This is a genomic window from Paenibacillus agaridevorans (assembly GCF_018604145.1).
GTDB classification, from domain to species: Bacteria; Bacillota; Bacilli; order Paenibacillales; family Paenibacillaceae; genus Pristimantibacillus; species Pristimantibacillus agaridevorans.
In genome coordinates, this window is sequence record NZ_CP075889.1 from 5,366,606 (window position 1) to 5,390,383 (window position 23,778).

15 protein-coding genes are annotated in these 23,778 nt (G+C 57.3%); 8 read left to right on the top strand and 7 right to left on the bottom strand.

Annotation, left to right across the window (positions count from 1 at the left end; all coding sequences use genetic code 11):
* Nucleotides 1-2 precede the first annotated feature (2 nt).
* Nucleotides 3-7,271, top strand: a complete 7,269-nt coding sequence (locus tag KJW29_RS36220; RefSeq protein WP_246608324.1) for a hypothetical protein — start codon at nt 3-5, stop codon at nt 7,269-7,271.
* A gap of 103 nt (nt 7,272-7,374) precedes the next feature.
* On the opposite strand, the gene KJW29_RS21790 is transcribed toward KJW29_RS36220, so the two are convergent.
* Nucleotides 7,375-7,923, bottom strand: coding sequence for a hypothetical protein (locus KJW29_RS21790; protein WP_214626166.1), 549 nt, complete (start codon nt 7,921-7,923; stop codon nt 7,375-7,377).
* A 133-nt stretch (nt 7,924-8,056) separates the two neighbouring features.
* On the opposite strand from KJW29_RS21790, the gene ilvA reads away from it, so the two are divergent.
* Entirely contained in the window at nt 8,057-9,319 is a 1,263-nt protein-coding gene (gene ilvA / locus KJW29_RS21795; RefSeq protein WP_214626167.1) for a threonine ammonia-lyase IlvA, read from the top strand.
* A gap of 84 nt (nt 9,320-9,403) precedes the next feature.
* Here ilvA and KJW29_RS21800 read toward each other — a convergent pair whose 3' ends face one another.
* The gene (locus tag KJW29_RS21800) at nt 9,404-10,381 is read right to left on the bottom strand and encodes an aldo/keto reductase (protein ID WP_214626168.1); all 978 of its coding nucleotides are present in this window, start codon (nt 10,379-10,381) and stop codon (nt 9,404-9,406) included.
* A 136-nt stretch (nt 10,382-10,517) separates the two neighbouring features.
* Here KJW29_RS21800 and KJW29_RS21805 point away from each other — a divergent pair, with 136 nt between their 5' ends.
* The 6 genes from KJW29_RS21805 (at nt 10,518) to KJW29_RS21830 (ending at nt 14,478) form a co-directional block, all read left to right on the top strand.
* Complete coding sequence (locus tag KJW29_RS21805) at nt 10,518-11,729, top strand: MGDG synthase family glycosyltransferase (RefSeq protein WP_214626169.1); 1,212 nt, start codon at nt 10,518-10,520, stop codon at nt 11,727-11,729.
* A gap of 20 nt (nt 11,730-11,749) precedes the next feature.
* Nucleotides 11,750-12,925, top strand: a complete 1,176-nt coding sequence (locus KJW29_RS21810) for an MFS transporter (protein WP_246608325.1) — start codon at nt 11,750-11,752, stop codon at nt 12,923-12,925.
* Nucleotides 12,922-13,530, top strand: a complete 609-nt coding sequence (locus tag KJW29_RS21815) for a TVP38/TMEM64 family protein (protein WP_214626170.1) — start codon at nt 12,922-12,924, stop codon at nt 13,528-13,530. Before KJW29_RS21810 ends, KJW29_RS21815 begins: the two co-directional genes overlap by 4 nt.
* A gap of 12 nt (nt 13,531-13,542) precedes the next feature.
* Entirely contained in the window at nt 13,543-13,866 is a 324-nt protein-coding gene (locus KJW29_RS21820) for a zinc ribbon domain-containing protein (RefSeq protein ID WP_214626171.1), read from the top strand.
* Nucleotides 13,867-13,971: 105 nt separating this feature from the next.
* Complete coding sequence (locus KJW29_RS21825) at nt 13,972-14,115, top strand: hypothetical protein (protein WP_179216006.1); 144 nt, start codon at nt 13,972-13,974, stop codon at nt 14,113-14,115.
* A 66-nt stretch (nt 14,116-14,181) separates the two neighbouring features.
* Complete coding sequence (locus tag KJW29_RS21830) at nt 14,182-14,478, top strand: transposase (RefSeq protein WP_214626172.1); 297 nt, start codon at nt 14,182-14,184, stop codon at nt 14,476-14,478.
* Between the two features lie 75 nt (nt 14,479-14,553).
* On the opposite strand, the gene KJW29_RS21835 is transcribed toward KJW29_RS21830, so the two are convergent.
* From KJW29_RS21835 to KJW29_RS21855, 5 genes are all read right to left on the bottom strand, one after another.
* On the bottom strand, nt 14,554-15,684 hold the full coding sequence (locus KJW29_RS21835; RefSeq protein ID WP_214626173.1) for a DNA alkylation repair protein: 1,131 nt from the start codon (nt 15,682-15,684) through the stop codon (nt 14,554-14,556).
* Between the two features lie 102 nt (nt 15,685-15,786).
* The gene (locus tag KJW29_RS21840; protein ID WP_214626174.1) at nt 15,787-17,472 is read right to left on the bottom strand and encodes a DUF8769 domain-containing protein; all 1,686 of its coding nucleotides are present in this window, start codon (nt 17,470-17,472) and stop codon (nt 15,787-15,789) included.
* A 20-nt stretch (nt 17,473-17,492) separates the two neighbouring features.
* On the bottom strand, nt 17,493-19,625 hold the full coding sequence (locus tag KJW29_RS21845) for a family 78 glycoside hydrolase catalytic domain (protein ID WP_214626175.1): 2,133 nt from the start codon (nt 19,623-19,625) through the stop codon (nt 17,493-17,495).
* A gap of 6 nt (nt 19,626-19,631) precedes the next feature.
* Nucleotides 19,632-21,932: a helix-turn-helix domain-containing protein gene (locus KJW29_RS21850; RefSeq protein ID WP_214626176.1), complete on the bottom strand. Its 2,301-nt coding sequence runs from the start codon at nt 21,930-21,932 to the stop codon at nt 19,632-19,634.
* A gap of 48 nt (nt 21,933-21,980) precedes the next feature.
* A complete protein-coding gene (locus tag KJW29_RS21855) occupies nt 21,981-23,588 on the bottom strand; it encodes an extracellular solute-binding protein (protein ID WP_214626177.1) in 1,608 nt (535 codons plus the stop codon).
* Nucleotides 23,589-23,778 lie beyond the last annotated feature (190 nt).

Below are 23,778 nucleotides of genomic sequence, written 5' to 3' on the forward strand. Positions count from 1 at the left end.
CAATGGGTTCGACTGGAGCCAAAGGTAAACGAGGCAAGAAAGGCAAGTCCGGTGCGACGGGACCGACCGGTGCGACGGGAACGATTGATGAAGATTTATTTCGAGTAATTGGTCCGACTGGGATGGCAACTGTGGCTTTAGGAGAAGATTTGATTTTTGAATCAGATTCTATAGTTATTACGGTCACTGAAGGCTCTGCCATTGTACGTCTTGAAACAACTTGCGGAAATATAGGAGCGACCGGAGCTACAGGGCCAACTGGGGCAACAGGTTCGGCAGGAAGTACTGGAGCAACGGGTGCCGACGGGGCTAAGGGTGCAACGGGGCCAACAGGTGCCGACGGGGCTACTGGATCCACAGGGCCGACTGGAACAACTGGTGCCAATGGCGCAAGGGGTTCCACTGGAGCAACCGGTCCAACAGGCGCTGACGGTGCTACTGGATCCACAGGACCGACAGGACCAACGGGCTCCGATGGCGTTACGGGACCAACGGGGCTTACTGGATCGACTGGCACCGACGGCGTTACTGGACCCACAGGGTCAACGGGACCAACAGGCCCTGACGGCGTAACGGGTTCCACCGGAGCGACTGGACCAACTGGCGCCGACGGCCTTACTGGACCCACAGGGCTGACTGGACCAACGGGCGCTGACGGTGTAACTGGCCCGACGGGACCAACTGGCGTTACTGGATACACGGGGCCGACTGGCGTTACTGGATACACGGGGCCGACTGGGCCAACTGGGGCCGACGGCGCTACTGGACCCACAGGGCCAACTGGAGCAACAGGCACTGACGGCGCAACGGGTTCCACCGGAGCAACCGGTCCAACTGGTGCCGACGGGGCTACTGGATCCACGGGACTGACCGGACCAACGGGCGCCGACGGCGCTATTGGACCCACAGGAACGACTGGGCCAACTGGTGCCGACGGGGCTACGGGTTCCACCGGAGTTACCGGACCAACTGGCGCCAACGGCGCTATTGGACCCACAGGAACGACCGGGTCAACTGGTGCCGACGGGGCTACGGGTGCCATCGGAGTAACCGGTCCAACTGGTGCCGATGGCGTTACTGGATCCACGGGGCCGACGGGACCAACCGGTGCCATCGGAGCGACCGGACCAACGGGCGCCAACGGCGCTATTGGACCCACAGGGTCGACTGGTCAAACGGGTGCTGACGGCGCAACGGGTGCCATCGGAGCGACCGGACCAACGGGTGCCGATGGCGTTACTGGATCCATGGGGCCGACTGGACCAGAGGGTGCCAACGGCGCTACTGGACCCACAGGAACGACAGGAGCCAAAGGCGCTGACGGTGTAACTGGTCCGACGGGACCGACCGGGCCAACAGGTGCCGACGGGGCTGCTGGATCCACAGGGCCGACTGGATCAACTGGTTCCGACGGCGCTACTGGGTCCACAGGACCAACTGGACCAACTGGACCAACAGGCGCTGACGGGGAAACGGGTTCCACCGGAGCCACTGGCCCAACTGGCGCCAATGGCGCTACTGGACCAACTGGGGCGAATGGGGCAAAGGGCTCCGACGGCGCTACTGGACCCACAGGGCCGGCCGGGCCAACGGGCGCCGACGGCGCTACTGGATCCACTGGAGCAATCGGGCCAACGGGCGCTGACGGCGCTACTGGATCCACTGGAGCAACCGGGCCAACGGGCGCTGACGGCGCTACTGGATCCACTGGAGCAACCGGGCCAACGGGCGCTGACGGCACTACTGGATCCACTGGAGCAACCGGGCCAACGGGCGCTGACGGCGCTACTGGATCCACTGGAGCAACCGGGCCAACGGGCGCCGACGGCGCTACTGGATCCACTGGAGCAACCGGGCCAACGGGCGCTGACGGCGCTACTGGATCCACTGGAGCAACCGGGCCAACGGGCGCCGACGGCGCTACTGGACCTACGGGGCTAAGTGGACCAACTGGTGCCGATGGTGCTACTGGATCCACGGGGCCGACCGGGCCAACGGGCGCTGACGGCGCTACTGGACCCACGGGGCCGACTGGGCCAACGGGCGCCGACGGCGTTACTGGACCCACAGGGCCGACTGGTCCAACAGGTACTGACGGTGTTACGGGTTCCACCGGAGTAACTGGACCAACGGGACCGACTGGTCCAACTGGCGCCAACGGCGCTACTGGTGCCATCGGCGCGACCGGACCAACGGGGCCAACGGGAGCAACTGGCACCGACGGCGCTACTGGATCCACGGGACCGACTGGTCCAACGGGTGCCGACGGCGTTACTGGAGCTGACGGTGCTATGGGTTCCACCGGAGTGACCGGACCAACTGGCGCCGACGGCGCTACTGGTGCCATCGGCGCGACCGGACCAACTGGTGCCGATGGCGCTACTGGACCCACAGGGCCGACTGGCCCAACAGGTGCTGACGGTGTTACGGGTTCCAACGGAGTAACCGGACCAACGGGAGCGACTGGTCCAACGGGTGCCGACGGTGTTACTGGCGCTGACGGCGCTACTGGATCCACAGGACCAACAGGAGCAACAGGCACTGACGGCGCAACGGGTTCCACCGGAGCAACCGGGCCAACGGGCGCCGATGGCGCTACTGGATCCACGGGGCCGACCGGGCCAACGGGCGCTGACGGCGCTACTGGATCCACGGGACCGACTGGTCCAACTGGCGCCGACGGCGCTACTGGCGCCGACGGCGCTACTGGTGCCATCGGCGCGACCGGACCAACTGGTGCCGATGGCGCTACTGGACCCACAGGGCCGACTGGCCCAACAGGTGCTGACGGTGTTACGGGTTCCAACGGAGTAACCGGACCAACGGGAGCGACTGGTCCAACGGGTGCCGACGGTGTTACTGGCGCTGACGGCGCTACTGGATCCACAGGACCAACAGGAGCAACAGGCACTGACGGCGCAACGGGTTCCACCGGAGCAACCGGGCCAACGGGCGCCGATGGCGCTACTGGATCCACGGGGCCGACCGGGCCAACGGGCGCTGACGGCGCTACTGGATCCACGGGACCGACTGGTCCAACGGGCGCCGACGGTGCTACTGGACCAACGGGACCGACTGGTCCAACGGGCGCCGACGGCGCTACTGGATCCACAGGACCGACCGGACCAACTGGCGCTGACGGCGCTACTGGATCCACAGGACCAACAGGAGCAACAGGCACTGACGGCGCAACGGGTTCCACCGGAGCAACCGGGCCAACTGGCGCTGACGGCGCTACTGGATCCACGGGAGCAACCGGGCCAACTGGCGCTGACGGCGCGACGGGTTCCACCGGAGCAACCGGGCCAACTGGCGCTGTTGGCGTTACTGGACCTACGGGTCCGACTGGGCCAACGGGCACCGATGGCGCTACTGGACCCACGGGACCGACTGGACCGGCTGGCGCCGACGGCGCTACTGGACCAACTGGTCCGACTGGTCCAACGGGCGCCGATGGCGCTACTGGAGCAACGGGGCCGACTGGGTCGACGGGCGCCGACGGCGTTACTGGACCCACAGGGCCGACTGGTCCAACAGGTACTGACGGTGTTACGGGTTCCACCGGAGTAACTGGACCAACGGGACCGAATGGTCCAACTGGTGCCGACGGCGCTACTGGATCCACGGGGCCAACAGGTGCCACAGGCGCCGATGGCGTGACTGGCCCGACGGGGCCAACTGGCGCCGACGGCGTTACTGGACCCACAGGTCCGACTGGTCCAACGGGCGCTGACGGTGATACAGGCTCCACCGGAGCAACCGGACCAACTGGTGTCGACGGCGCTACTGGTACCATCGGCGCGACCGGACCAACTGGTGCCGATGGCGCTACAGGTTCAACGGGGCCGACCGGGCCAACTGGCGCTGACGGTGCTACAGGCTCCACTGGAGCAACCGGACCAACTGGTGCCGACGGTGCTTCAGGTTCCACCGGAGCAACCGGGCCAACTGGCGCCGACGGCGTTACTGGACCAACAGGTCCGACTGGTCCTACGGGCGCTGACGGTGCTACAGGCTCCACTGGAGCAACAGGGCCAACTGGTGCCAACGGCGCTACCGGATCCACAGGTCCGACTGGTCCTACGGGCGCTGACGGTGCTACAGGCTCCACTGGAGCAACCGGACCAACTGGCGCCAACGGCGCTACCGGATCCACAGGTCCGACTGGTCCAACGGGCGCTGACGGTGATACAGGCTCCACCGGAGCAACCGGACCAACTGGCGCCGATGGCGCTACTGGTGCCATCGGCGCGACCGGACCAACTGGCACTGACGGCGCAACGGGTCTCACCGGAGCAACCGGTCCAACTGGCGCTGACGGCGTTACTGGACCAACAGGTCCGACTGGTCCTACGGGCGCTGACGGTGCTACAGGCTCCACTGGAGCAACAGGACCAACTGGTGCCAACGGCGCTACCGGATCCACGGGGCCGACGGGACCAACGGGCACTGACGGCGCAACCGGTTCAACTGGCGCCGACGGCGCTACTGGACCAACGGGGCTAACCGGTCCAACTGGCGCCGACGGCGCTACTGGATCCACGGGGCCAACAGGTGCCACAGGCGCCGATGGCGTGACTGGCCCGACGGGGCCGACCGGACCAACTGGTGCCATCGGCGCTACTGGACCAACGGGACCAACAGGCACTGACGGCGCAACGGGTCTCACCGGAGCAACCGGTCCAACTGGCGCCGACGGCGTTACTGGACCAACAGGTCCGACTGGTCCAACGGGCACTGACGGTGCTACAGGCTCCACCGGAGCAACCGGACCAACTGGTGTCGACGGCGCTACTGGACCAACAGGGCCAACCGGGCCAACTGGTGCCGACGGCGCTACTGGACCAACAGGGCCAACCGGGCCAACTGGTGCCGGCGGCGCTACTGGACCAACGGGGCCAACCGGGCCAACTGGCGCCGACGGCGTTACTGGACCAACGGGGCCAACCGGCGCCGACGGCGCTACTGGACCAAACGGCGTTACTGGACCCACAGGCCCGACTGGTCCAACGGGCGCTGACGGTGCTACAGGCTCCACTGGAGCAACCGGACCAACTGGCGCCAACGGCGTTACTGGACCAACGGGGCCAACCGGTTCAACTGGCGCCGACGGCGCTACTGGATCCACAGGACCGACCGGACCAACTGGCGCTGACGGTCTTACTGGACCAACTGGGCCAACGGGACCAACTGGCGCGGATGGCGCAACGGGTGCCATCGGCGCGACCGGACCAACTGGTGCCGACGGCGCTACTGGACCAACAGGGCCAACCGGGCCAACTGGTGCCGACGGCACTACTGGACCAACCGGGTCAACCGGGTCAACCGGGCCAACGGGTCCCACCGGAGCAACCGGACCAACTGGCGCCGACGGCGTTACTGGACCAACAGGTCCGACTGGTCCAACGGGCGCTGACGGTGCTACAGGCTCCACCGGAGTGACTGGACCAACTGGCGCCAACGGCGTTACTGGACCAACGGGGCCAACCGGGCCAACTGGCGCCGACGGCGCTACTGGATCCACGGGGCCGACAGGCGCCGATGGCGCTACTGGACCAAACGGCGTTACTGGACCCACAGGTCCGGCTGGTCCAACGGGCGCTGACGGTGCTACAGGCTCCACTGGACCAACCGGTCCAACCGGGCCAACTGGTGCCGGCGGCGCTACTGGACCAACGGGGCCAACCGGTCAAACTGGCGCCGACGGCGCTACCGGATCCACGGGGCCGACTGGTGCCGACGGCGCTACTGGATCCACTGGACCGACCGGACCAACGGGCGCTGACGGTCTTACTGGACCAACAGGGCCAACAGGACCAACTGGTGTCAACGGCGCTACTGGATCCACAGGACCGACCGGGTCAACTGGCACCGACGGCGCTACTGGATCCACAGGACCGACCGGGCCAACTGGCGCCGACGGCGCTACTGGACCAACAGGGCCAACCGGGCCAACCGGGCCAACTGGTGCCGGCGGCGCTACTGGACCGACGGGGCCAACCGGGCCAACTGGTGCCGACGGCGCTACTGGATCCACGGGGCCAACCGGGCCAACTGGTGCCGACGGCGCTACTGGATCCACGGGGCCAACTGGTGCCACAGGCGCCGATGGCGTGACTGGCCCGACGGGGCCAACAGGTGCCACAGGCGCCGATGGCGTGACTGGCCCGACGGGGCCGACCGGGCCAACTGGTGCCGACGGCGTTACTGGACCCAAAGGTCCGACTGGTCCAACGGGCGCTGACGGTGCTACAGGCTCCACCGGAGCAACCGGTCCAACTGGCGCCGACGGCGCTACTGGATCCACGGGGCCGACAGGTGCCACAGGCGCCGATGGCGCTACTGGACCAAACGGCGTTACTGGACCCACAGGTCCGGCTGGACCAACGGGCACTGACGGCGCAACCGGTTCAACTGGCGCCGACGGCGCTACTGGACCAACTGGACCGACAGGGCCAACTGGCGCCGACGGCGCTACTGGATCCACAGGACCGACCGGACCAACTGGCGCTGACGGCCTTACTGGACCAGCAGGACCAACGGGACCAACTGGCGCGGATGGCGCAACGGGTGCCGACGGCGCTACCGGATCCACGGGGCCGGCGGGACCAACGGGCACTGACGGCGCAACCGGTTCAACTGGCGCCGACGGCGCAACCGGACCCACGGGGTCGACCGGGCCAACTGGCGCCGACGGCGCAACCGGACCAACGGGGCTGACCGGCAATACGGGCGCTACCGGCGCTACCGGTAACACGGGACCGACGGGTGCAACGGGTCCAAACTTTGCTACCAATGGATTCTCCGGGCGAATTAATGCGGTATCCGTCAGCACCTCCGGACAGTTGGTCAACTGGTCGACGGCCAGCCCCTATTTCAGCAATGCCAACTTTAATGCCGCCACCGGCACTTTCACCGTTCCGACGGCTGGCCGATACTCCATCAAAGCAACGATTAACTACTCCACAGCGGCAGCGATTACCGTCCAACTGGGGGCAGGCGTTAACCCGGCCTTCACCGTGCGCAGAATTACGCCCGGCACAACGGATTTGATTACGGGAATCTTCCCGATCCTGAACGTCAGCATCGCGCTTCTTCTTACTTTGCGCACCATTCTCGGAAGCGGCTCTATTAATATCACGGGAGACGTAACGCTGAACGCGAACGATCAGATCGGTCTCTTCTATGTCGCCAACGGACTTACAATCAATCTCAATCTCGGCGGCTCCGGCAACGAGGGCATCGTCTGGTCCATTCACCAGCTCTCATAGCCGACTGCCTTCTATCGACTCACGAAAGAAAAACCCTTCCGGCTTCAAATATGAAGCAGAAGGGTTTTTCATAATTACGCAAGCATAGATCAGATCCCCAGACTCAGAACGGCAAGCTCAAATTAAATTCAACCCGTACCGTATTCCCCTCGAACCGGACTTCCTTCACTTTAACCAAATCTCCCGTCGGAAGATCGAGGTCGACAATAATCGTCTCCAGCATGTCTAGAGGCAAGTCGATTCCCTTGATGGATAGCGACTGCGGCCTCAACGCAAGATTAGGATCCTGCCACTCCAACCGATACTCCGCCCGGATCGCCATCGGCACGCGGTCCCGATACTTCACGTTCATATTCGCGATCAACCGGTCTCCCTCCAGATCGAACAATGCTCCTTCTACGATAACATGTTCGCTCACGTTGGGATCCAGATTCTTTTTGATCAGATTATTAACGTCCGCTTCCGTCAATATCAGTTCCGGCTTAAGCTGCTTGATCATATCGGTCGCTTTCTCGCGAATGTTGATATTCTGATAGGATAAGTCCAGTTCCTCATCGGGAGCAATATAGGACAGCAGCCACCACGCTCCTCCCGCAGCCAGCAATAGCAGAATGACAATGACCGCGAATAACCTTTTTAACACTTTCCCCATGCTCGGCTCCCCCTCTCCCAATCTCTCGCCCATTCCGCACGGCAAAGTGGTATAATGGTTGACAACTATCTCGGCTGCCCTACTTACGGCAACCCATTCCCTATTCAAAAGCTGGAAAGAAGGTTCGTTCGTTATGAGCACACAATCGTTGCATCGCATCGGTCTGGAAGAAATCATGCAAGCACACATGCACCTGAAGGATGTCATCGTTCGCACGCCCCTCCAATATAACCGCGTACTTTCAGAGAGATACAACTGCCAAGTATGGCTAAAGCGCGAGGATCTCCAAATTGTACGTTCGTTCAAAATAAGAGGAGCCTACCATCTCATGCGTTCTCTCGCTCCCGAGGATGTCGCCAAGGGCGTCGTCTGTGCCAGTGCCGGCAATCACGCCCAAGGCGTCGCTTATTCGTGCCAAACTCTCGGTATTCCCGGCAAAATCTACATGCCGAGCACCACTCCGCGGCAAAAGGTGAAACAAGTCTCCTTCTTCGGCGGCGATCAAGTTGAGGTCATTTTGACCGGCGATACCTTTGACGATGCCTACTCGGAAGCGATTGCGGAGAGCACTCGCAGCGGCATGGCGTTTATCCACCCCTTCGACGACCGCAAGATTATCGCGGGCAACGGCACCGTCGGTCAAGAGCTCATGGAGAAGGCGGAATCCGCGCCCGATTTTATTTTCGTTACGGTAGGCGGCGGCGGACTGGCGGCGGGAGTAGCCTCCTATATCAAGATCGTCTCTCCCGCCACCCATATTATAGGCGTCGAACCGGAAGGCGCGCCCTCCCTTCGCGCGTCGCTTGATGCAGGAGAGGTCGTCCCGTTGGAGCAAATCGACAAGTTCGTGGACGGCGCAGCCGTAAAGCGAATCGGCGACCTGACTTTCGCCATTTGTCGCGATCTGGTCGACGATGTCATCACGGTTCCGGAAGGCAAGGTTTGTACGACGATGCTGGATCTGTATAACGAGAACGCGATCGTCGCCGAACCCGCCGGAGCTCTGCCAATCGCGGCGCTTGACGCTTACCGCGACCAGATTGCGGGCAAAAACGTTGTCTGCGTCGTCAGCGGCGGCAATAACGACGTCGACCGCATGCAAGAGATCAAGGAACGTTCGCTTATCTACGAAGGGTACAAACATTATTTCATGGTCAGCTTCCCGCAGCGCGCAGGAGCTTTGCGAGAGTTTCTGGATCAGGTGCTCGGTCCAAACGACGATATTACCCGCTTCGAGTATACGAAGAAGTCGAACAAGGACAACGGTCCGGCATTGGTGGGAATCGAGCTCAAGCATCGCGAAGACTATGAGCCGCTGATCGACAGGATGGCCAAGAAAGGCTTCCAATTTTTCGAGCTGAACAAGGATCCGGTTCTGTTTAATCTGCTCATCTAACGATTATTCCGGCATTATGCAAGAGGGCTGCAACTCGACATCTTCCCATGATGCGAGGGTTGCAGCCTTTTTTGTTAAAAGCTATTACCAGGCGTAAGCCTTAGGAGCATCCCCGCCCGGGCCAGGGAAAATCTCGTCGATTCGGGCCAGCGTCGATGCGTCCAACTCCAACTCCACGGCCCGCAGCGAACGCTCGAATTGATTAAGCGTCCGAACGCCGATGATCGGCGCCGTTACGGCCGGGTTAGAGAGCAGCCATGCAAGCGACACCAGATCTTCCGGCTCGCCAAGCTCGTCGCACAGCTCGGCGTAGGCTTCCAACTGCTCGCCATGCTTGTCCAGCCGCTTTTGATCCCCGCTCCGGCGTCCGCCGTCCTTGCGACGATGGTTGCCCGCGAGCAATCCCCCGTCCAACGGGCTCCACGGAATGACGCCAAGTCCCAGCGCTTGCGATGCCGGCAGCACTTCCAGCTCCGGCAGTCGGCACAGCAGATTGTATTTGTGCTGTTCCGAGACAAGACCCAGCACGCCCCTTGCCTTTGCTTCTCCTTGCGCAACCGCAATGTCCCATCCGGCAAAGTTGCTGGAACCGACATAACCGATCTTCCCTTGCTGCTGGGCCGTTCCAAACGCGCTCCACAATTCGCTCCAGTTGACGTTACGATCGACATGATGCATCTGGTACAGCTCGATGTGGTCAGTCTGGAGACGCTTCAAAGAACCTTCGAGGTGACGCCTGATTTTGTAGGCGGACAATCCTTGGTCTCGGTTAGGTCCGTCATATGCGTCATGCATGTCGCCATACACTTTAGTAGCTAGTACCGTGCGCTCCCTTCTGCCGTCCCCCTGCTTGAACCACTTGCCGATGATCTCTTCCGTGCGGCCGGAATTCTTCCCCCAGCCATAGATGTTAGCCGTATCGAAGAAGTTGATTCCCGCATCAAGCGCGGCGTCCATGATCTTGAAAGCTTCCTGCTCGTCGGTATCGACCCCGAAATTCATCGTGCCCAGACATAGTCGGCTAACCCGCAATCCCGATCGGCCCAGATAAGCATATTGCATTCATAATCGCTCCTTCGCCATAAATGATAAATTGGTGGATATTAATCCAAGTATACAAAAAAAATATAAAGGATCCAAACCGCGTTCACTCGGGCTTTACAGTCGACCCCTACACTTGGGGTCAGGAGGTGTATCCATGCTTTATCCAGCTCATTACCGTCAACCGAAAATTTTGATTCTGTACGCCTCTTACGGAGAAGGGCATATCCAGGCGGCAAGAGCGCTGAAGAACGCCATGGAGCAGTTCGGCAACGATCGCACGGTTCTCTACGATCTGATGGCGGAATCCCATCCGTGGCTAAACGGAGTAACGCGCCGCTTTTACCAGAGCAGCTACACGCATATGCCGCATCTTTACGGCTGGATGTACAACTTCACGAAGCCTATGAAACACGATTCGTTGTTTGGCAGCTGGCTTCACTCTTTCGGTCAACATAAGATTCGCCAGCTGTTGGACCAAGAACGTCCGGATGCGGTTATTTATACATTCCCCATCTATGCAATGGGATCCTCGCACCAAGGACGGAGCACTCGCCAGATCCCTACCTACGCCGTCATCACCGACTTCGACCTGCACCGGAGATGGGTTCACCCCGTCGTCGACCGTTATTACGTAGCTACGGAGGATCTCCGAAGCGAGCTGCGCGGAATCGGCATCCCTACGAGGAAAGTGAGAGTCAGCGGCATCCCCCTCAAGCAGGGCTTCGCGGCTGCCGAGGCTACACCCGAGCTCTACCGGAAGTACGGGCTCTCTCCCTCCATGCGAACCGTGCTGATTATGGCTGGCGCCCAAGGCGTTATGCCGAACGTCCCTGCGCTTTGCGAAAGCCTTCTTGAGGACCCCGCCGTTCAATTGGCTGTCGTCTGCGGCAGGAACGAAGAGCTCCGCGCAGACTTGCTAATGCGTGTCCCGGGGCACGACTCCTGCTCAAGGCTGCATGCTTACGGCTTCCAACATGCTATACATGAGCTAATGTCGCTTGCGGATTGCTTGATTACGAAGCCCGGCGGCATTACGCTTGCCGAAGCGATCGCGATCGGTCTCCCAATCTTCATCTATCGCCCCGTTCCGGGTCAGGAGAAGCAGAATGCACGTTATCTCGAATCGAAAGGGGCTGCATTCGTGTCCTATGACGCCAGCTCCCTAACCGACCAGCTTCGAGCGTTGATTCACGATCCCGAAAAGCTGGGCGCCTGCCGCCGCAATATCATGAAACTTCGCGCACCGATCCATGAGACTATGCAGTCTGGCGAACGTTATTCAACAATGACAGCGAATGCAGCGGAATCCATTGTTTTGGATATAATAACCAATAGGGGTATAATGGAACGTATTCCAATCTTCTAACTGGCAAAGGAGCTCGAAACGTGCCTACACAATCCAAACGTTGGTTCGGGGCGGAAATGAGCCTCATCTCGCTCGTTATGTTTATCGTGGAATTTGTCCGGGGAGCCGTGCTCGTCAGCTTGCTGCCCATCTATGGAGCGAATTCGCTGGGCCTCTCGCCCGACGTTATCGGAGCGGCCATCTCCGCTCACTATATTACGGATACGATTCTTAAGATTGCGATCGGTTACCTGCTCGACCGCTTCTCCGCACGGCTTATCGTTCAGGTCAGTCTGATCATCGCGCTTGCGGGCGTCTATGCGTTGCAATTCGCGGACGTTGCATGGATGTTCATTGGCGCTTCCGCGATCTACGGCATTGGCATGTCGCCCATCTGGATCGTCTGCTTGACCAAAGTGACGGAGGAGCATCGCGCTACGCAGATGGGCTTCCTCTATACCATCTGGCTGTTCGGTCTTGGCAGCGGCCCGATCGTGTGTAATATTTTGCTCGACTACAGCTCGTCCCTCACCTACTTGCTGCTCGTCCTGCTTTCCGTGTTGGCTTGCCTGCTCTCCTTCTTTATGCCTACGCAGAAGGCGCTCTCCGGCACGACCCGAATTCCGCTGGGAAGGCAAGTTTCCGTGCTTAAAGAACGGCTGGTCAAGATGAAGCTGCTGCTGCCCGGCATGATTTTGCAGACGATGGCTGCCAGCATGCTAATCCCCATCCTGCCAGGCTTCGCGGCGGACGAGCTTGGTTTGAGCGGCGCTCAATACTCCATTTTGCTTACCGTCGGAGGATTGTTTGCCGTGGCCGGTCTCATCCCGATGGGCAAGCTGTCCGATAAGCTTGGCGGCGGACGCTGGTTCCTGGTCATAGGCTTTGGCGCCTTCGCTATCGGGCTGTACGTCTTGGCATTGGGGCTTACGTTCTGGTATTGTTTAGGTATTGCGATTATCCTCGGCTTGTCGTATTCGACGATTCTGCCGACTTGGAACGCATTGCTGGCCACTTACGTACCTCCTAAGCAAGAGGGCGTAGGCTGGGGGCTCTTGTCCACGTTCGAAGGGGTCGGCGTCATGATCGGCCCAGTGGTCGGCGGCGTGCTTGCCTTATGGGGCGGCGAGTCGGCCGTGTTCTGGACAAGCGCCGTCATTTTCGCGTTCATCGGAATATTCTATGCTTCATTAAAGGGGATTGGGGCTAAATCATGAGTACATGGCAAGACTGGTTAAATCATCTCAAAAATATGGATATCGACAGCATACAGCGCACACTCGAAAGTTATTCGCAATTCGGGCCGCTTCCCGGCCTTCTTCTCCCGTTTATTGAATCCTTCTTGCCGTTTCTGCCGCTTATACTGATTATCGCGGCCAACGCCAATATTTACGGACTGGGCTTCGGCTTTCTGTTCTCCTGGATAGGCGTGACCGCTGGAGCATTATGCGTCTTTCTGATCTGCCGCACGCTTGGCAAGAACGTCAAGGATAAGCTGATGAGAAGATTCCCCAAGTCCGAACGATTCTTCAATTGGATCGAGCGCAAAGGTTTCACTCCTTTATTTTTGCTTGCCTGCTTCCCGTTCACGCCTTCCGTTATCATTACCGTGATTTCCGGTCTCAGCAAGGTGCCCTTCCATACTTTCCTTCTTGCCACCCTGATGGGTAAGGCTGTCATGATCTTCTGCATCTCGATCATCAGCTTCGACATAGCCAATCTCGTCGAGGAGCCTTGGCGGATCTTCGTCTCCATTACAGCTGTGCTAGTCATGTGGTTCGGAGGCAAAAGTCTGGAGAGCCGTTATCAGGTTCACGGTTAAGCAGGTGAAGCAATGAATTGGTCAGACATTGCAGCCACGACATTTGTGCTTCTTATCGCAGGCGCGCTTATCCTCGCGATGTTCTATATCGTTCGCGTCGCTTCGGGGGAATCAGAGGGCTCTAAGACGATTCGGGACATGGTCGAGACGTTGTTCGGCACGCCGGCCCATCTGCGGGGCGGAGACGATTCCGCCTCGGGCGAAGGTTCAAGCGGTGGAAGCAGGCTTGCCGGCGCATCGACGCAGCTTCCCTTCCGCGAGCCTTGTCCCGCTTGCGGCGAGGAAGTAACCGAAGAGAATGTCAACTGTCCTTCCTGTGAGCTTAGACTGCTGTAATCCCGCCGATTCCTCTCCGGTACTCATACATTGTTTCCTTCCGTGGCAAACTAAGCCGATCTTCCTTGGGAGATCATATTTCCTGAAGAAGAAGGGGCGATTTATATGTCCGGCAAGCAACCATCACATCTTCAGAAAGCGGCCAGCAAAGCGCAATCGATGGCGGACCGCGGCGCGGCAGGCAAGAAACGCGCCAGCGAGCTGCAATCCGACGCTGACCGCGCCGCCGTACCTAAGCACGGCTTATAGTCTCTGCAATCGCGGCGGACAGCACGGGCAGCACTCCAACCTGTACCATAGGAGGAATTGGGCATCATGAGCAAGGAAGATAAGGAGCAGCACCGAATGGAGCCGATCTCCGGCGAGCACGTAGAAGCCGACGGCGTTTACCGCAACGAGTGGGGACGCGACGAGCGATTGGAGCGCGGCGACGTATTCCCCGCCGATCCTATGTTAGGTTCGACGGAGTGGAAGCAAGTGGAGCTGGAGTTCGATAACCATCATGAAGGACGGACGGATCCCCGCCTTGTGCCGCATGATGACGACGATGATCCCGAAGCGCACATGCAGCATCCGAGACGGCATAAAGGCAGCAATAAGGATCAGGAATAAACACGAAATGGCGCTGCCAGGGAGCTCCCTGCACCGCCATTTCTGTCTTTTGTTCGATAAATTGGCTAATGCCTATTAGCCCGCTTCTCCGGCATCAACCTGCAGCTCGCTCCTCGCGACTTCGATCCCGTTAACCCATAACGTGAACACATGATTGCCGGCGTAATGCTTGCGCGTGGTCAGATCGGCGAACCGATGCGTACGCTCTCCTTCAACCCGCTTGCCGCCTTGCCATTCCCGATCGGATAACAGAAACCGTTTGAGCGACGTGCTGCCGCTCGACTTCACGAAGTCGATGCCGTATTCCACTCGCAGCTTAAGAGGCTCGCTGCCCTCTTCCCTCTCCGCGGTCGTGAATGCATATCGGAGCTGGACCTCTCCGCCGAGTACTATACTCTCCTCCGATAGCGTAAGGGTAGCGTCCGTAATAAGGCGACCGCCGACCGTTCCCGCTTCCGTATAGCCGAACAGCTCCATAACGTCCGGATCAGCGCGTTTGATTAACGTTCTGCAAGCATGCCGAACAATCCAGTCCGTAAGCGGGTTATGTCCCTTCCAGCGCTTGGCCGTGGCAATAACAAGCTCCGGATGGTCCTTCGCAATATCATTTAGATGGTTCGCAACGCTCTTGCGCACATACAGCGCCGGATCTGCTTTAAGCTTCTCCAGCACGGGCATAACCGGTAAAGGATCCCGCTTGAACATCGGCAAGGCAGGAGCCCATGGCAACCTTGGGCGCGAACCTTCGCTGGCGAGACGTCTCACATGCTCGCTCGGATGTTCCGCCCAGATCAGCAGCTGCCTTACCATCTCCTGTGGATGATCAAGGATGAACGGCCTGACGGCGAATTCGGCCGAGGATCGCTGCGTAAATCTCTCCAGCGCCTCCATCGAATGAGGGAAGTCCTCCTCCTTCCTTCCGAACACTTCTACGAAATCGGGGAAAAACAGGTAAGGAAAGCCCGTGCAGGCCTCGTCCACCAAATACAGGACATCCAGCGCCTCGCGGTAATTAGTCGGCAGCGCTTCTCCCAGAGACTCCGTTATTCGACGCATTCTTGCTTTCAACTCCAGGCTCTCCCAGTCCCCTTGGCGAGTCTGCCTGAGGAATCGATCACTATCGAAGGGTGGCCACGCATCCTTCATGCGTTTTGCAAACCCTTCGAGAAACAGGCCGTCATATATATGTTTTAATGGTTCCGCCATGACTTTTCAGCTCCTATTTCGCCCTATGCATAAGGGATCATACGTTCCGATCCAGTATACCATACATACGTTCGCGTTCGAAAGGACGAATGCGGCTCGAGTTTAGGATAGCTGTTGTTTGAGCGCCTCGGGCATTTGAATGCGATTGTCCCGATACAGTTCTTTGGTCTTGCGCGGAACCACCGGTACGGTGATCGCCATCGAATCATCCCCCTTCCGAACCGAAGCGGTCAACCACATTCCGTCCGGCTTAAGCGTGACAGCAGGCAATGCCTGTTCTTCTCCCAGCGAAAGGATAAAGATCCATACGGCCTTATCCAGTGCGTGGAAATCAAATTCCCGCTCCTCTCCCGACGCAATTACATAATCGAGGTTTACCCCGTCAGCCGTACGCTCCGCTTGGGCGGAGAGCGGGCCGTACCCAGAGTCGTCCAGCACCGCTTCCACTTGCAGGGCCGTTGCTCCGAGCTGCGCCGCGAGCCGCGCGCCATCTTGAACGACAGGTATATCCAGCGCTGCGGCGTCGCCCCCAATTAGCAATCGAATGCGTAGATCCTCGGCTCTGAATCTGCCGTTAATGATATCGAGATCCTGATGCCAGGCTCCATTATCCGTCGCCAGGTTAAAGCTGAACAACACTTGCTTCCGCGACTGCACACCGGTAAATATGGCGGAGCAAAAGTCCTTGCCGTCCTTTAGAAACTGCAGCTGGACCGACACGACCTTCCCGTCTCCGGCGTTGACGTAGCCTATCAAATTGCGTCGCTGGTTCCACATGCTTCCGCTGCTGAAACTGCCCAGCGTCAGCGCCTCATTCTGATAGGTGGTTGCATAATTTTGATAGCCGGTCTCCGCCGCAAGCACCGTCGGCTCTGTATAATAACGCTCCTCCGATGAGTCGAATAAGGAACGATACTTCTCGGGACAACGGGGACCGGATGATTCTATCGCCAGTCCGTTTGCCAGAAACTCCCGTTCAATAGGGCGAAGCGCCGTTCTGTACGTCCGGCTATGCGGTCCTCCCCATGCACCCGTCGCCGCATGATAATGCCTCCCGATCATAAACCACGCAATGTCCAGCAGTTGCCCGGCAATCTCCACGGCCTCTGCCGAGCTCGATTGCGAATAAATGACCTGCAGTTCTTCAATCGCAATAGGCGTATAGCACGGGCTGTTGTATTCCGAGAACGTGCCAATCCCCGTTGTATACGCATGAAACCTTCTGAGACGCTGCTCTCCATAACTTCTAAACTCTTCTTTCCCCAGCACTTCGCCGCCAAGAAGCGTCACCACCGCTCCCATGATGGCAATATTCGTATAATGAGGCCCAACATCCCGAATCATGATAGCCCTGCAAGCGTGATACACAGCGTCTCGGAGTTTCGACAGAAGCGGTTGCGGAAGGAGCTGAGCATTATTTTTTAGAATCATCAGCAGCTTCTTGCCGTGAAAGTCGGCCATATTCCAGTCGGGCCGATCCATCTCATCTAACGTTTCCTCATAGAAGTACGGCCAAACCCCATAAGTCGCCCGTGTCGAATCCTGATCCTGACAGGACGTCACTACCTCCAGAATGGCAGCAGCTTTCCGTATATAGTCCTCGCCCCCATACTGAAGCAAATCATAAGCATAACAAGTAGACGGATACAACGCGTAGACAAAAGGATGCGCATCCGGCTTCAGCGCCGTATGATAAGTTGCCGTCAGCGGAGTGCGGACGAGCTTGACCCGAGCGTCATAGTTTGTTTCCGTTTCTTTAATCCTGGCCGCCAGTTCGGCACTGCGCATGATCGATCTCTCCTTCTCCTTTATCTTTTAATGCGATATTCACCTGCAGAAAGCTTCCTTGTCGCATCCCCATGCCCGAACGTTGCAGATACCCCTTGCGGAAGAACAACGTTTATATATTCCCGATCCCACGAAATTTCCAATCTGCCGTAAGGGGTTTGATGCCATGCTCGGAACTCGCCGATGTCCGCCGGGATATGGGGGGTTAATCTGACATGCTTAAATCCCGGGTTATTGTCGTCAATATTGAATCCTGCGAGCGACTTGTAATACCACGCGCCAATTTCGGCGAACATAAAATGATTCATCGATGAACCGCCGTACCAGTTCTCGCCCAACGTTCCCGCGCATAAGCCTGCCAGGTGCCCCCAGCCCGGAAAATCCTCTTGTGAGGCAATTTTATAGGCAAGGTCAAACCGGCCGTTGTCTGTAAGTACGTCCAAAAGCATTTTCGAACAAAACATGCCTCCCATAATATGATCATCCGCTAATTCCACTGTTCGGATCAGGTTATCCAGCGTTGCTGATACGTCCTCTGCAAGGCCAAAATAAAGCATCATTGCATAAAAAATCTGACTGTCCGTCCGAATAGCGGCAAATTGCTTTATAAATGCTGATTTTATATCATTCGAAAGCTCTGCGGCCTGCAGCTCGCTTTCTTCCTCGTGCAGAATCCCGGATATCTTCCGGAAAATATCCGCCATGTAATAAGAATAGGCGGTAAGCAGCGATTCTACCGGGAATGCTGGCGCAACCGAAGGAGCAGACCAGTCGCCTAGCCCGATCCGGCAAATGCCATTGTCGAGAATGGATTGCAGATAGCCGATATATTTTCCCATTGGCTCATAGTACTTGAGTATATATTCGACCTTCCCTGTGTATCGGTACAACTCCCAGGGAATAACGAATAAAGCGGCATCCCATGTAGGCCCGCACAACATGTGATCATATCCCCAACTGCTTGTCGGAGCGATGCAAGGAATACGGCCGCTTGGACGTTGGCAATCTACAATATCATCCAGCCATTTGATATAGGCTTCACCCATTTGAAAGTTGAACAGCGCTTGTTCGCAAGCCAAATGCGCATCTCCGGTCCAGCCGTTTTTTTCGCGGTGCGGACAATCGGTTGGAATATGATGAAAATTAGTCAAAGTAGACCGGCGCACGGCTGCCTGAATTTTCGCAACGAGGGGATTGTCGCATTGAATGCCCCCTGCATCGGATAGATCGGTATGGAAACAACGAGCGACAACCTCGAGCGATTCATATTCGCCATAGACTCTTGCATAACGGAAGCCGTTGTAATTGAATTCGCTATGCCAGGTCTCGACTCCCTCGCCTGATAATATATACTCGTCGCATTGAAATCTGTCATCATAAACATGTTGTTTATATCTTTCCAAATCCGGAGTCCCCGTAGCTCTCAGCAGTTCGAAATACTGAATCGTCACTTTGCTGCCTTGCCGTCCGGCTACCTGAATTTCTACATTCCCCGAAAGATTGACGCCGAAATCATAGATGACAGGCAATGGGCTCGGCAAAATAGCGACAGGCTTAATAAGCTCCCTCACTCGTATAGGAGAAATCTGCTGCTCTTTCATCACGCCGCCAGGCGCGGGCGCGATGGAGGGTTTCTCCCATCTATCGATCTTAAATCCCGCATCGAACGTTTCGCCGCACCGCAAGGAGTTAAAGCGGGTGCCGCTCTGAGCGCATTCCCACGTTGTATCCGACACCAGAAACAATTGCCCGTCCATATACAATTCCGCAATCAGTCTCGGCTGTGCGCGCCATGCCGCGTGTTCGAACTGCCATGCCGAAGGCTGCAATTCATTGTACCAGCCGTTGCCCAATGTAACCTCGAGCTCATTGGCCCCTTCTGCCAAATTGTTGTCCACCTCGTAAACGTTAAACAAGACCGTTTTGTCGTAAGCGGTAAACGCCGGCTGCATAATGTCGTCGCCAAAGCGCCGTCCATTTATTTTCAACACATAGAAGCCTAGTCCGCATATACGAATTTGCGCTTTTTTTATGCCGCCGGGCATTTGAAACTTTTTTCTGAAGACAGGCGCTGCATGATCGGGACATCCGGTATGTGTTATCCATTTTGCTTTCCATGCTTGGTTGATATTTATTGCGTTATGTTCTTTCATCGAGAATCACTCCTGTTGCTCCTGCCTCTGCTCCCGGTACTCCGAAGGGGTGAGCGCCGTAAGCTTCTTGAAGATGCGAATAAACGTATTGACATTGCTGTAACCGACGGATTCCGCAATCACCTTGATTTTCTCATCGGTTTCCATCAACAGCCGCTTGGCTTGATTGATTCGCAGATTCATCAGGTAATCAATAAAGTTGCTTTCCGTCTGCTCCTTGAACAGCCTGCTCAAGTGAGATACGCTCACGCGCAATTCGTCGGCCAACAAATTCAGCGACAGGTCGGCTCTGCCGAAATCCTTGTTAATGTAGTCCAGCACCTTGACGATCAGATCGCTTTTCTCCCGTTTGCCGCGTTTTGTCCGAATCAGATCCATGTACTCTCGAAGCATGGTCAAAAAGAAACCTTTCATCTCATCCAAACTGTCGTATTGATTCAGGGCATCTCTCATTTCCTGCGGCATGCGGAATTGCTCCGGCTCGATGCCCGCTTCCCCTGCCACTACGGCAGCCTTCATCAAACATTGCAGATTCAGTTGGCGAATCATCTCCGGAGGCACTCCGTATTGGGTAAAGGCCTCGAACCAGCGGTCCGTCTGCGCCTTCAGCTTCTCCCCGTCCAAGAGCTTCAATGAATCCATCATCCCGTCCGTCATCGCTACCAACCTGTAATATTGGGCGGACTCGTCACTTTGCACATCATCCCGGGTGATCACCATATTCGAGCCCAGTATCAACCGATAAGCCAATACGTCGCATGCTTGTTTGAAGGACTGACTGATCTCCCCCGCCGCTTCCGCCAGACCGCCCACGCCGATCGTGACCGTGCGTTTGAAGTTTTCGGCGACATAATTTTTGATCAAATCCGCCACAACGCTGGCTCGAAGTTCGGCTTCCACGCCGCTATCCTGGAAACTCATCAAAATAGCGCAGCAGCCATTTTCCAATTCAATTGCCACGCCCTTGCCTTCCGCCTGAATCAACTCCTCGGCTACATTGCACAGCGCGTAATTGTACAGATGCGTATCTTGGGCGGTCAAGCTTTCGTTACGCTGGTCAAATTCCGCCACCATCACGACAAAACGGTTCATATCCAGCTGAATCCCCAGCATACCCATATGCTGCCTTGTATTGGAGATGTTGATCTTGGAATCGGACAGCAGTTCTATGACCAGCTGCCACTTCAGAATCGGCTTGGTCTCTCGGACCTGCTGCTGCAACTGCTCGCTGTTGACCAGGAAATCCTCAAACCGGGACTCCAATATTCGGAATCCGTCTCCTCCCGCTTCCCCCGTGAGCCCAGGAGATACGGCATTCAATCTGGAGGAGATCGTTCCCAGGAATCGGTTCAGCGGCTTGAACGTCCATCTGCCTACGGCAAGAGCCAGAACTGCCGCCGTTATCAAGATCATGCCGGACAGAACGGCCAGCGTATTGCGAATTACCGTCAACGGTTTGTTGAGCTCGATCTCCGAAACGATTCTCGTAATTCTCCATCCGGTATACGGATTCACCTTGTAGAAGACGATAGAATCTTTGTTCTCGACCTTGGCATGGAAGTAACCTGCGCTCTTGCCCTCCGCTGCCATTTGCGCCACGAAAGGCGTGGAGCCCATGTTCTCCCCCAGCTTGGTCTCGTCGGGATGGAGCACTACCAATCCCCCTTTGTCCAGCACAAGATTCAGGCCTTGAGCATCCCCCTCGTGATGGATCAGAGGCAGCAGCATCTCCTCCTTCAAATTAAAGGCGATGGCTCCCTTCCTTGTGCCCGTGGAATGAATCAGCGGATAGGTCCGAATGAACGACACCACATTGCGGTAAATTGGAAAGTTGGAATTGCTTATCAACAGCTTGCGACTTGCCAACCAGTTGGAATACCCGTCGAATTGGGCGAACTGTCCGATCCAGGCGTAATCCTTGAGCCTCATCTCCTCCGTCAAGATATCTCCAGACACGAGCCTGTCCTGAGAATAGGAGTAGATGTCCACGGAGAACAGATATTCATTGCTGCGGATAAGTCTGTCGATGTGACTGCCGATCCGATAGTCGTTTTCGGTTCGCTCCCCTTGGGGCAAACTATCGTCAAAAAACGTTTTGATTTCATCGTACTGAACCAGTTGGATGGCTTCGTTGTCGATGCTCTTCAGCACCAAATCCAGCTTCTGCTCCATATGATCCAGGAGCTCCACATTTGTTCTGACGAGCTGGTCCTTCAGATCATTGGTGAAAATAAAATAAAACAACACGGCCGACACGGTTACGATCAGGAACAGGAACATGATCAGACCTGTAATTATTTTTTTCATCCATCGGCTCTGTACACTCTTCATTGTCCCGTTCCTTTCGTGCGGTTGCTATTTAAAGTCGGTTTTGTTCCCCTCGTACCATTCCTGAGCCATGGCCTCTACGTCTTCCCCGCCCAGGCGCGTCCATTCCTTGCGGATTTCCTCCAGCCCCCATGCCGCCGTATACGGGCTGCCCTGCATCGTCACCTTGGCGCGAACCGCCTCGATAAAAGGTTTCAGCGCCGTCTGGATATCGTTCAGCTCCGTAAAGTTCGGCTGATACGGAATATCCCGGCGGAACTTGTTAAGAGTCGCCGTCTCCAGTCCCTTCTGGCTCAATGCCGCCAGCCTCCGGGAAATCTCGTCAGGCGCCGCCTTCACCAGCAGATCCTCGGGCGAGAACTTCGCATCCCGCACAACCGCATATTCGCCCGCATACGACACTTCTTTTTTGAACTTTTCCGCATCCAGCATTTGGGCCACTCCGTTAACATCCTTGTAATGAACGCCCTCTTCTCCGTTGACCAGCGACTTCCATCCCTCATCTACCATCCAGTCCAAATATTCGACCGCGGCCTTCGGGTTTTTCATTTCCTTATTGAAGGCTACGAAGATATTCGGCGGCGTTTCTTGGTACAGACCGAATTTCCCGTTTTTGGTGGACACGGGCTCAAGCGGTACCGGATTAGCTTCCGGCTCGTTCTTTAGCATATTCCGGATGTGGTTCTCCATCGCGCTGCCGCCCCAACTACCGGCGAAGATGCCCGCTTTGCCCGTCGTCCACAGTTGGATAGCCCTCTGAAAGTTTTTGTCCGTCAAATATTCCTTGTCCACCAGCCCCGCTTCGTACATTTGTTTCTCCAACTCCATCGCATCCCCGAACCGGTCGAGCGTGGCTCCGTACTTCATGCTGCCGTTCTCCAGGTACCATTGATTGCCGATAGCCGCGTTCATCGCCGCATAGCTATCAAAGACCGTGCTGCCTACCAGCGCCGTTGTATCGTCCTGCTTGTTGCCGTCCGGGTCCCGCTCCTTGAATGCCTTCGCCACCTCGATCAATTCGTCCATCGTTGTCGGCGTCTTGAGGCCCAGCTTATCCAACCAATCTTGCCGGATCCACAGACCATGATTGGCGATGCCATCCGTCGTCCGAGCGGTCGCGACCGCATACATTTGACCATCGAAGGTCAGGTAAGGCAACAGCTCGGGATGCTCCTGCAAATAGGTTTTGTAGGATGTGCTGTACTGCTCGATATAAGCGTCCACCGGCTGCAGCGCGCCTTGGGTAATCAGCTTGCCGATATAAGCCCGATCGTACTCCCAGATCAGATCCGGCGCCCGATTCGAGGCGATAAGCACATTCAGCTTGTCCTGAGCCTGGTTGCGGGGCACGGGCACCATCGTTACGTCAATGCCGGACTGCTCCCGGATCCATTTCACCCAACGATTGTTTTCATAGGTTCCCTCGTCGCTGGATACGGCTCCCCGGTCGAACGCGGAGATGCTGACCGCTTTCGGCAGATCGGCATACGGATCTGCTGCCGTCGCGGACGACTCGTTTCCGGGCAATGCCGAGTGTTCATCCGCTCCTGGATTCGAACAGCCAGTCAACCCCGTTCCCGCAAACAGGCATGCGGCGGTTGTCAGGGCAGTAAGCATCTTATGTCTTGTTTCCATTCGTAGCCCGACCTCCTGAATTCCGTATCGTATACATGGCCGCCAGAGATGAGCCTGCGATATCGGCCACTGCCGCGCATATGCGTCAGACCCACTCTAACGGTAACATGCTGCAATGAATATCCGAAATCTCTACTTTTTGCGGAAGTGTCTATTTTTTGAGGATATGCCCTTGATCGGCATGCCATAT

Bases quoted from the DNA above. Each gene is read 5' to 3' on its own strand.
- KJW29_RS36220 (WP_246608324.1), top strand. From the start codon at position 3: ATGGGTTCGACTGGAGCCAAAGGTAAACGAGGCAAGAAAGGCAAGTCC.
- KJW29_RS21790 (WP_214626166.1), bottom strand. From the start codon at position 7,923: ATGGGGAAAGTGTTAAAAAGGTTATTCGCGGTCATTGTCATTCTGCTA.
- ilvA (WP_214626167.1), top strand. From the start codon at position 8,057: ATGAGCACACAATCGTTGCATCGCATCGGTCTGGAAGAAATCATGCAA.
- KJW29_RS21800 (WP_214626168.1), bottom strand. From the start codon at position 10,381: ATGCAATATGCTTATCTGGGCCGATCGGGATTGCGGGTTAGCCGACTA.
- KJW29_RS21805 (WP_214626169.1), top strand. From the start codon at position 10,518: ATGCTTTATCCAGCTCATTACCGTCAACCGAAAATTTTGATTCTGTAC.
- KJW29_RS21815 (WP_214626170.1), top strand. From the start codon at position 12,922: ATGAGTACATGGCAAGACTGGTTAAATCATCTCAAAAATATGGATATC.
- KJW29_RS21820 (WP_214626171.1), top strand. From the start codon at position 13,543: ATGAATTGGTCAGACATTGCAGCCACGACATTTGTGCTTCTTATCGCA.
- KJW29_RS21825 (WP_179216006.1), top strand. From the start codon at position 13,972: ATGTCCGGCAAGCAACCATCACATCTTCAGAAAGCGGCCAGCAAAGCG.
- KJW29_RS21830 (WP_214626172.1), top strand. From the start codon at position 14,182: ATGAGCAAGGAAGATAAGGAGCAGCACCGAATGGAGCCGATCTCCGGC.
- KJW29_RS21835 (WP_214626173.1), bottom strand. From the start codon at position 15,684: ATGGCGGAACCATTAAAACATATATATGACGGCCTGTTTCTCGAAGGG.
- KJW29_RS21840 (WP_214626174.1), bottom strand. From the start codon at position 17,472: ATGCGCAGTGCCGAACTGGCGGCCAGGATTAAAGAAACGGAAACAAAC.
- KJW29_RS21845 (WP_214626175.1), bottom strand. From the start codon at position 19,625: ATGAAAGAACATAACGCAATAAATATCAACCAAGCATGGAAAGCAAAA.
- KJW29_RS21850 (WP_214626176.1), bottom strand. From the start codon at position 21,932: ATGAAAAAAATAATTACAGGTCTGATCATGTTCCTGTTCCTGATCGTA.
- KJW29_RS21855 (WP_214626177.1), bottom strand. From the start codon at position 23,588: ATGGAAACAAGACATAAGATGCTTACTGCCCTGACAACCGCCGCATGC.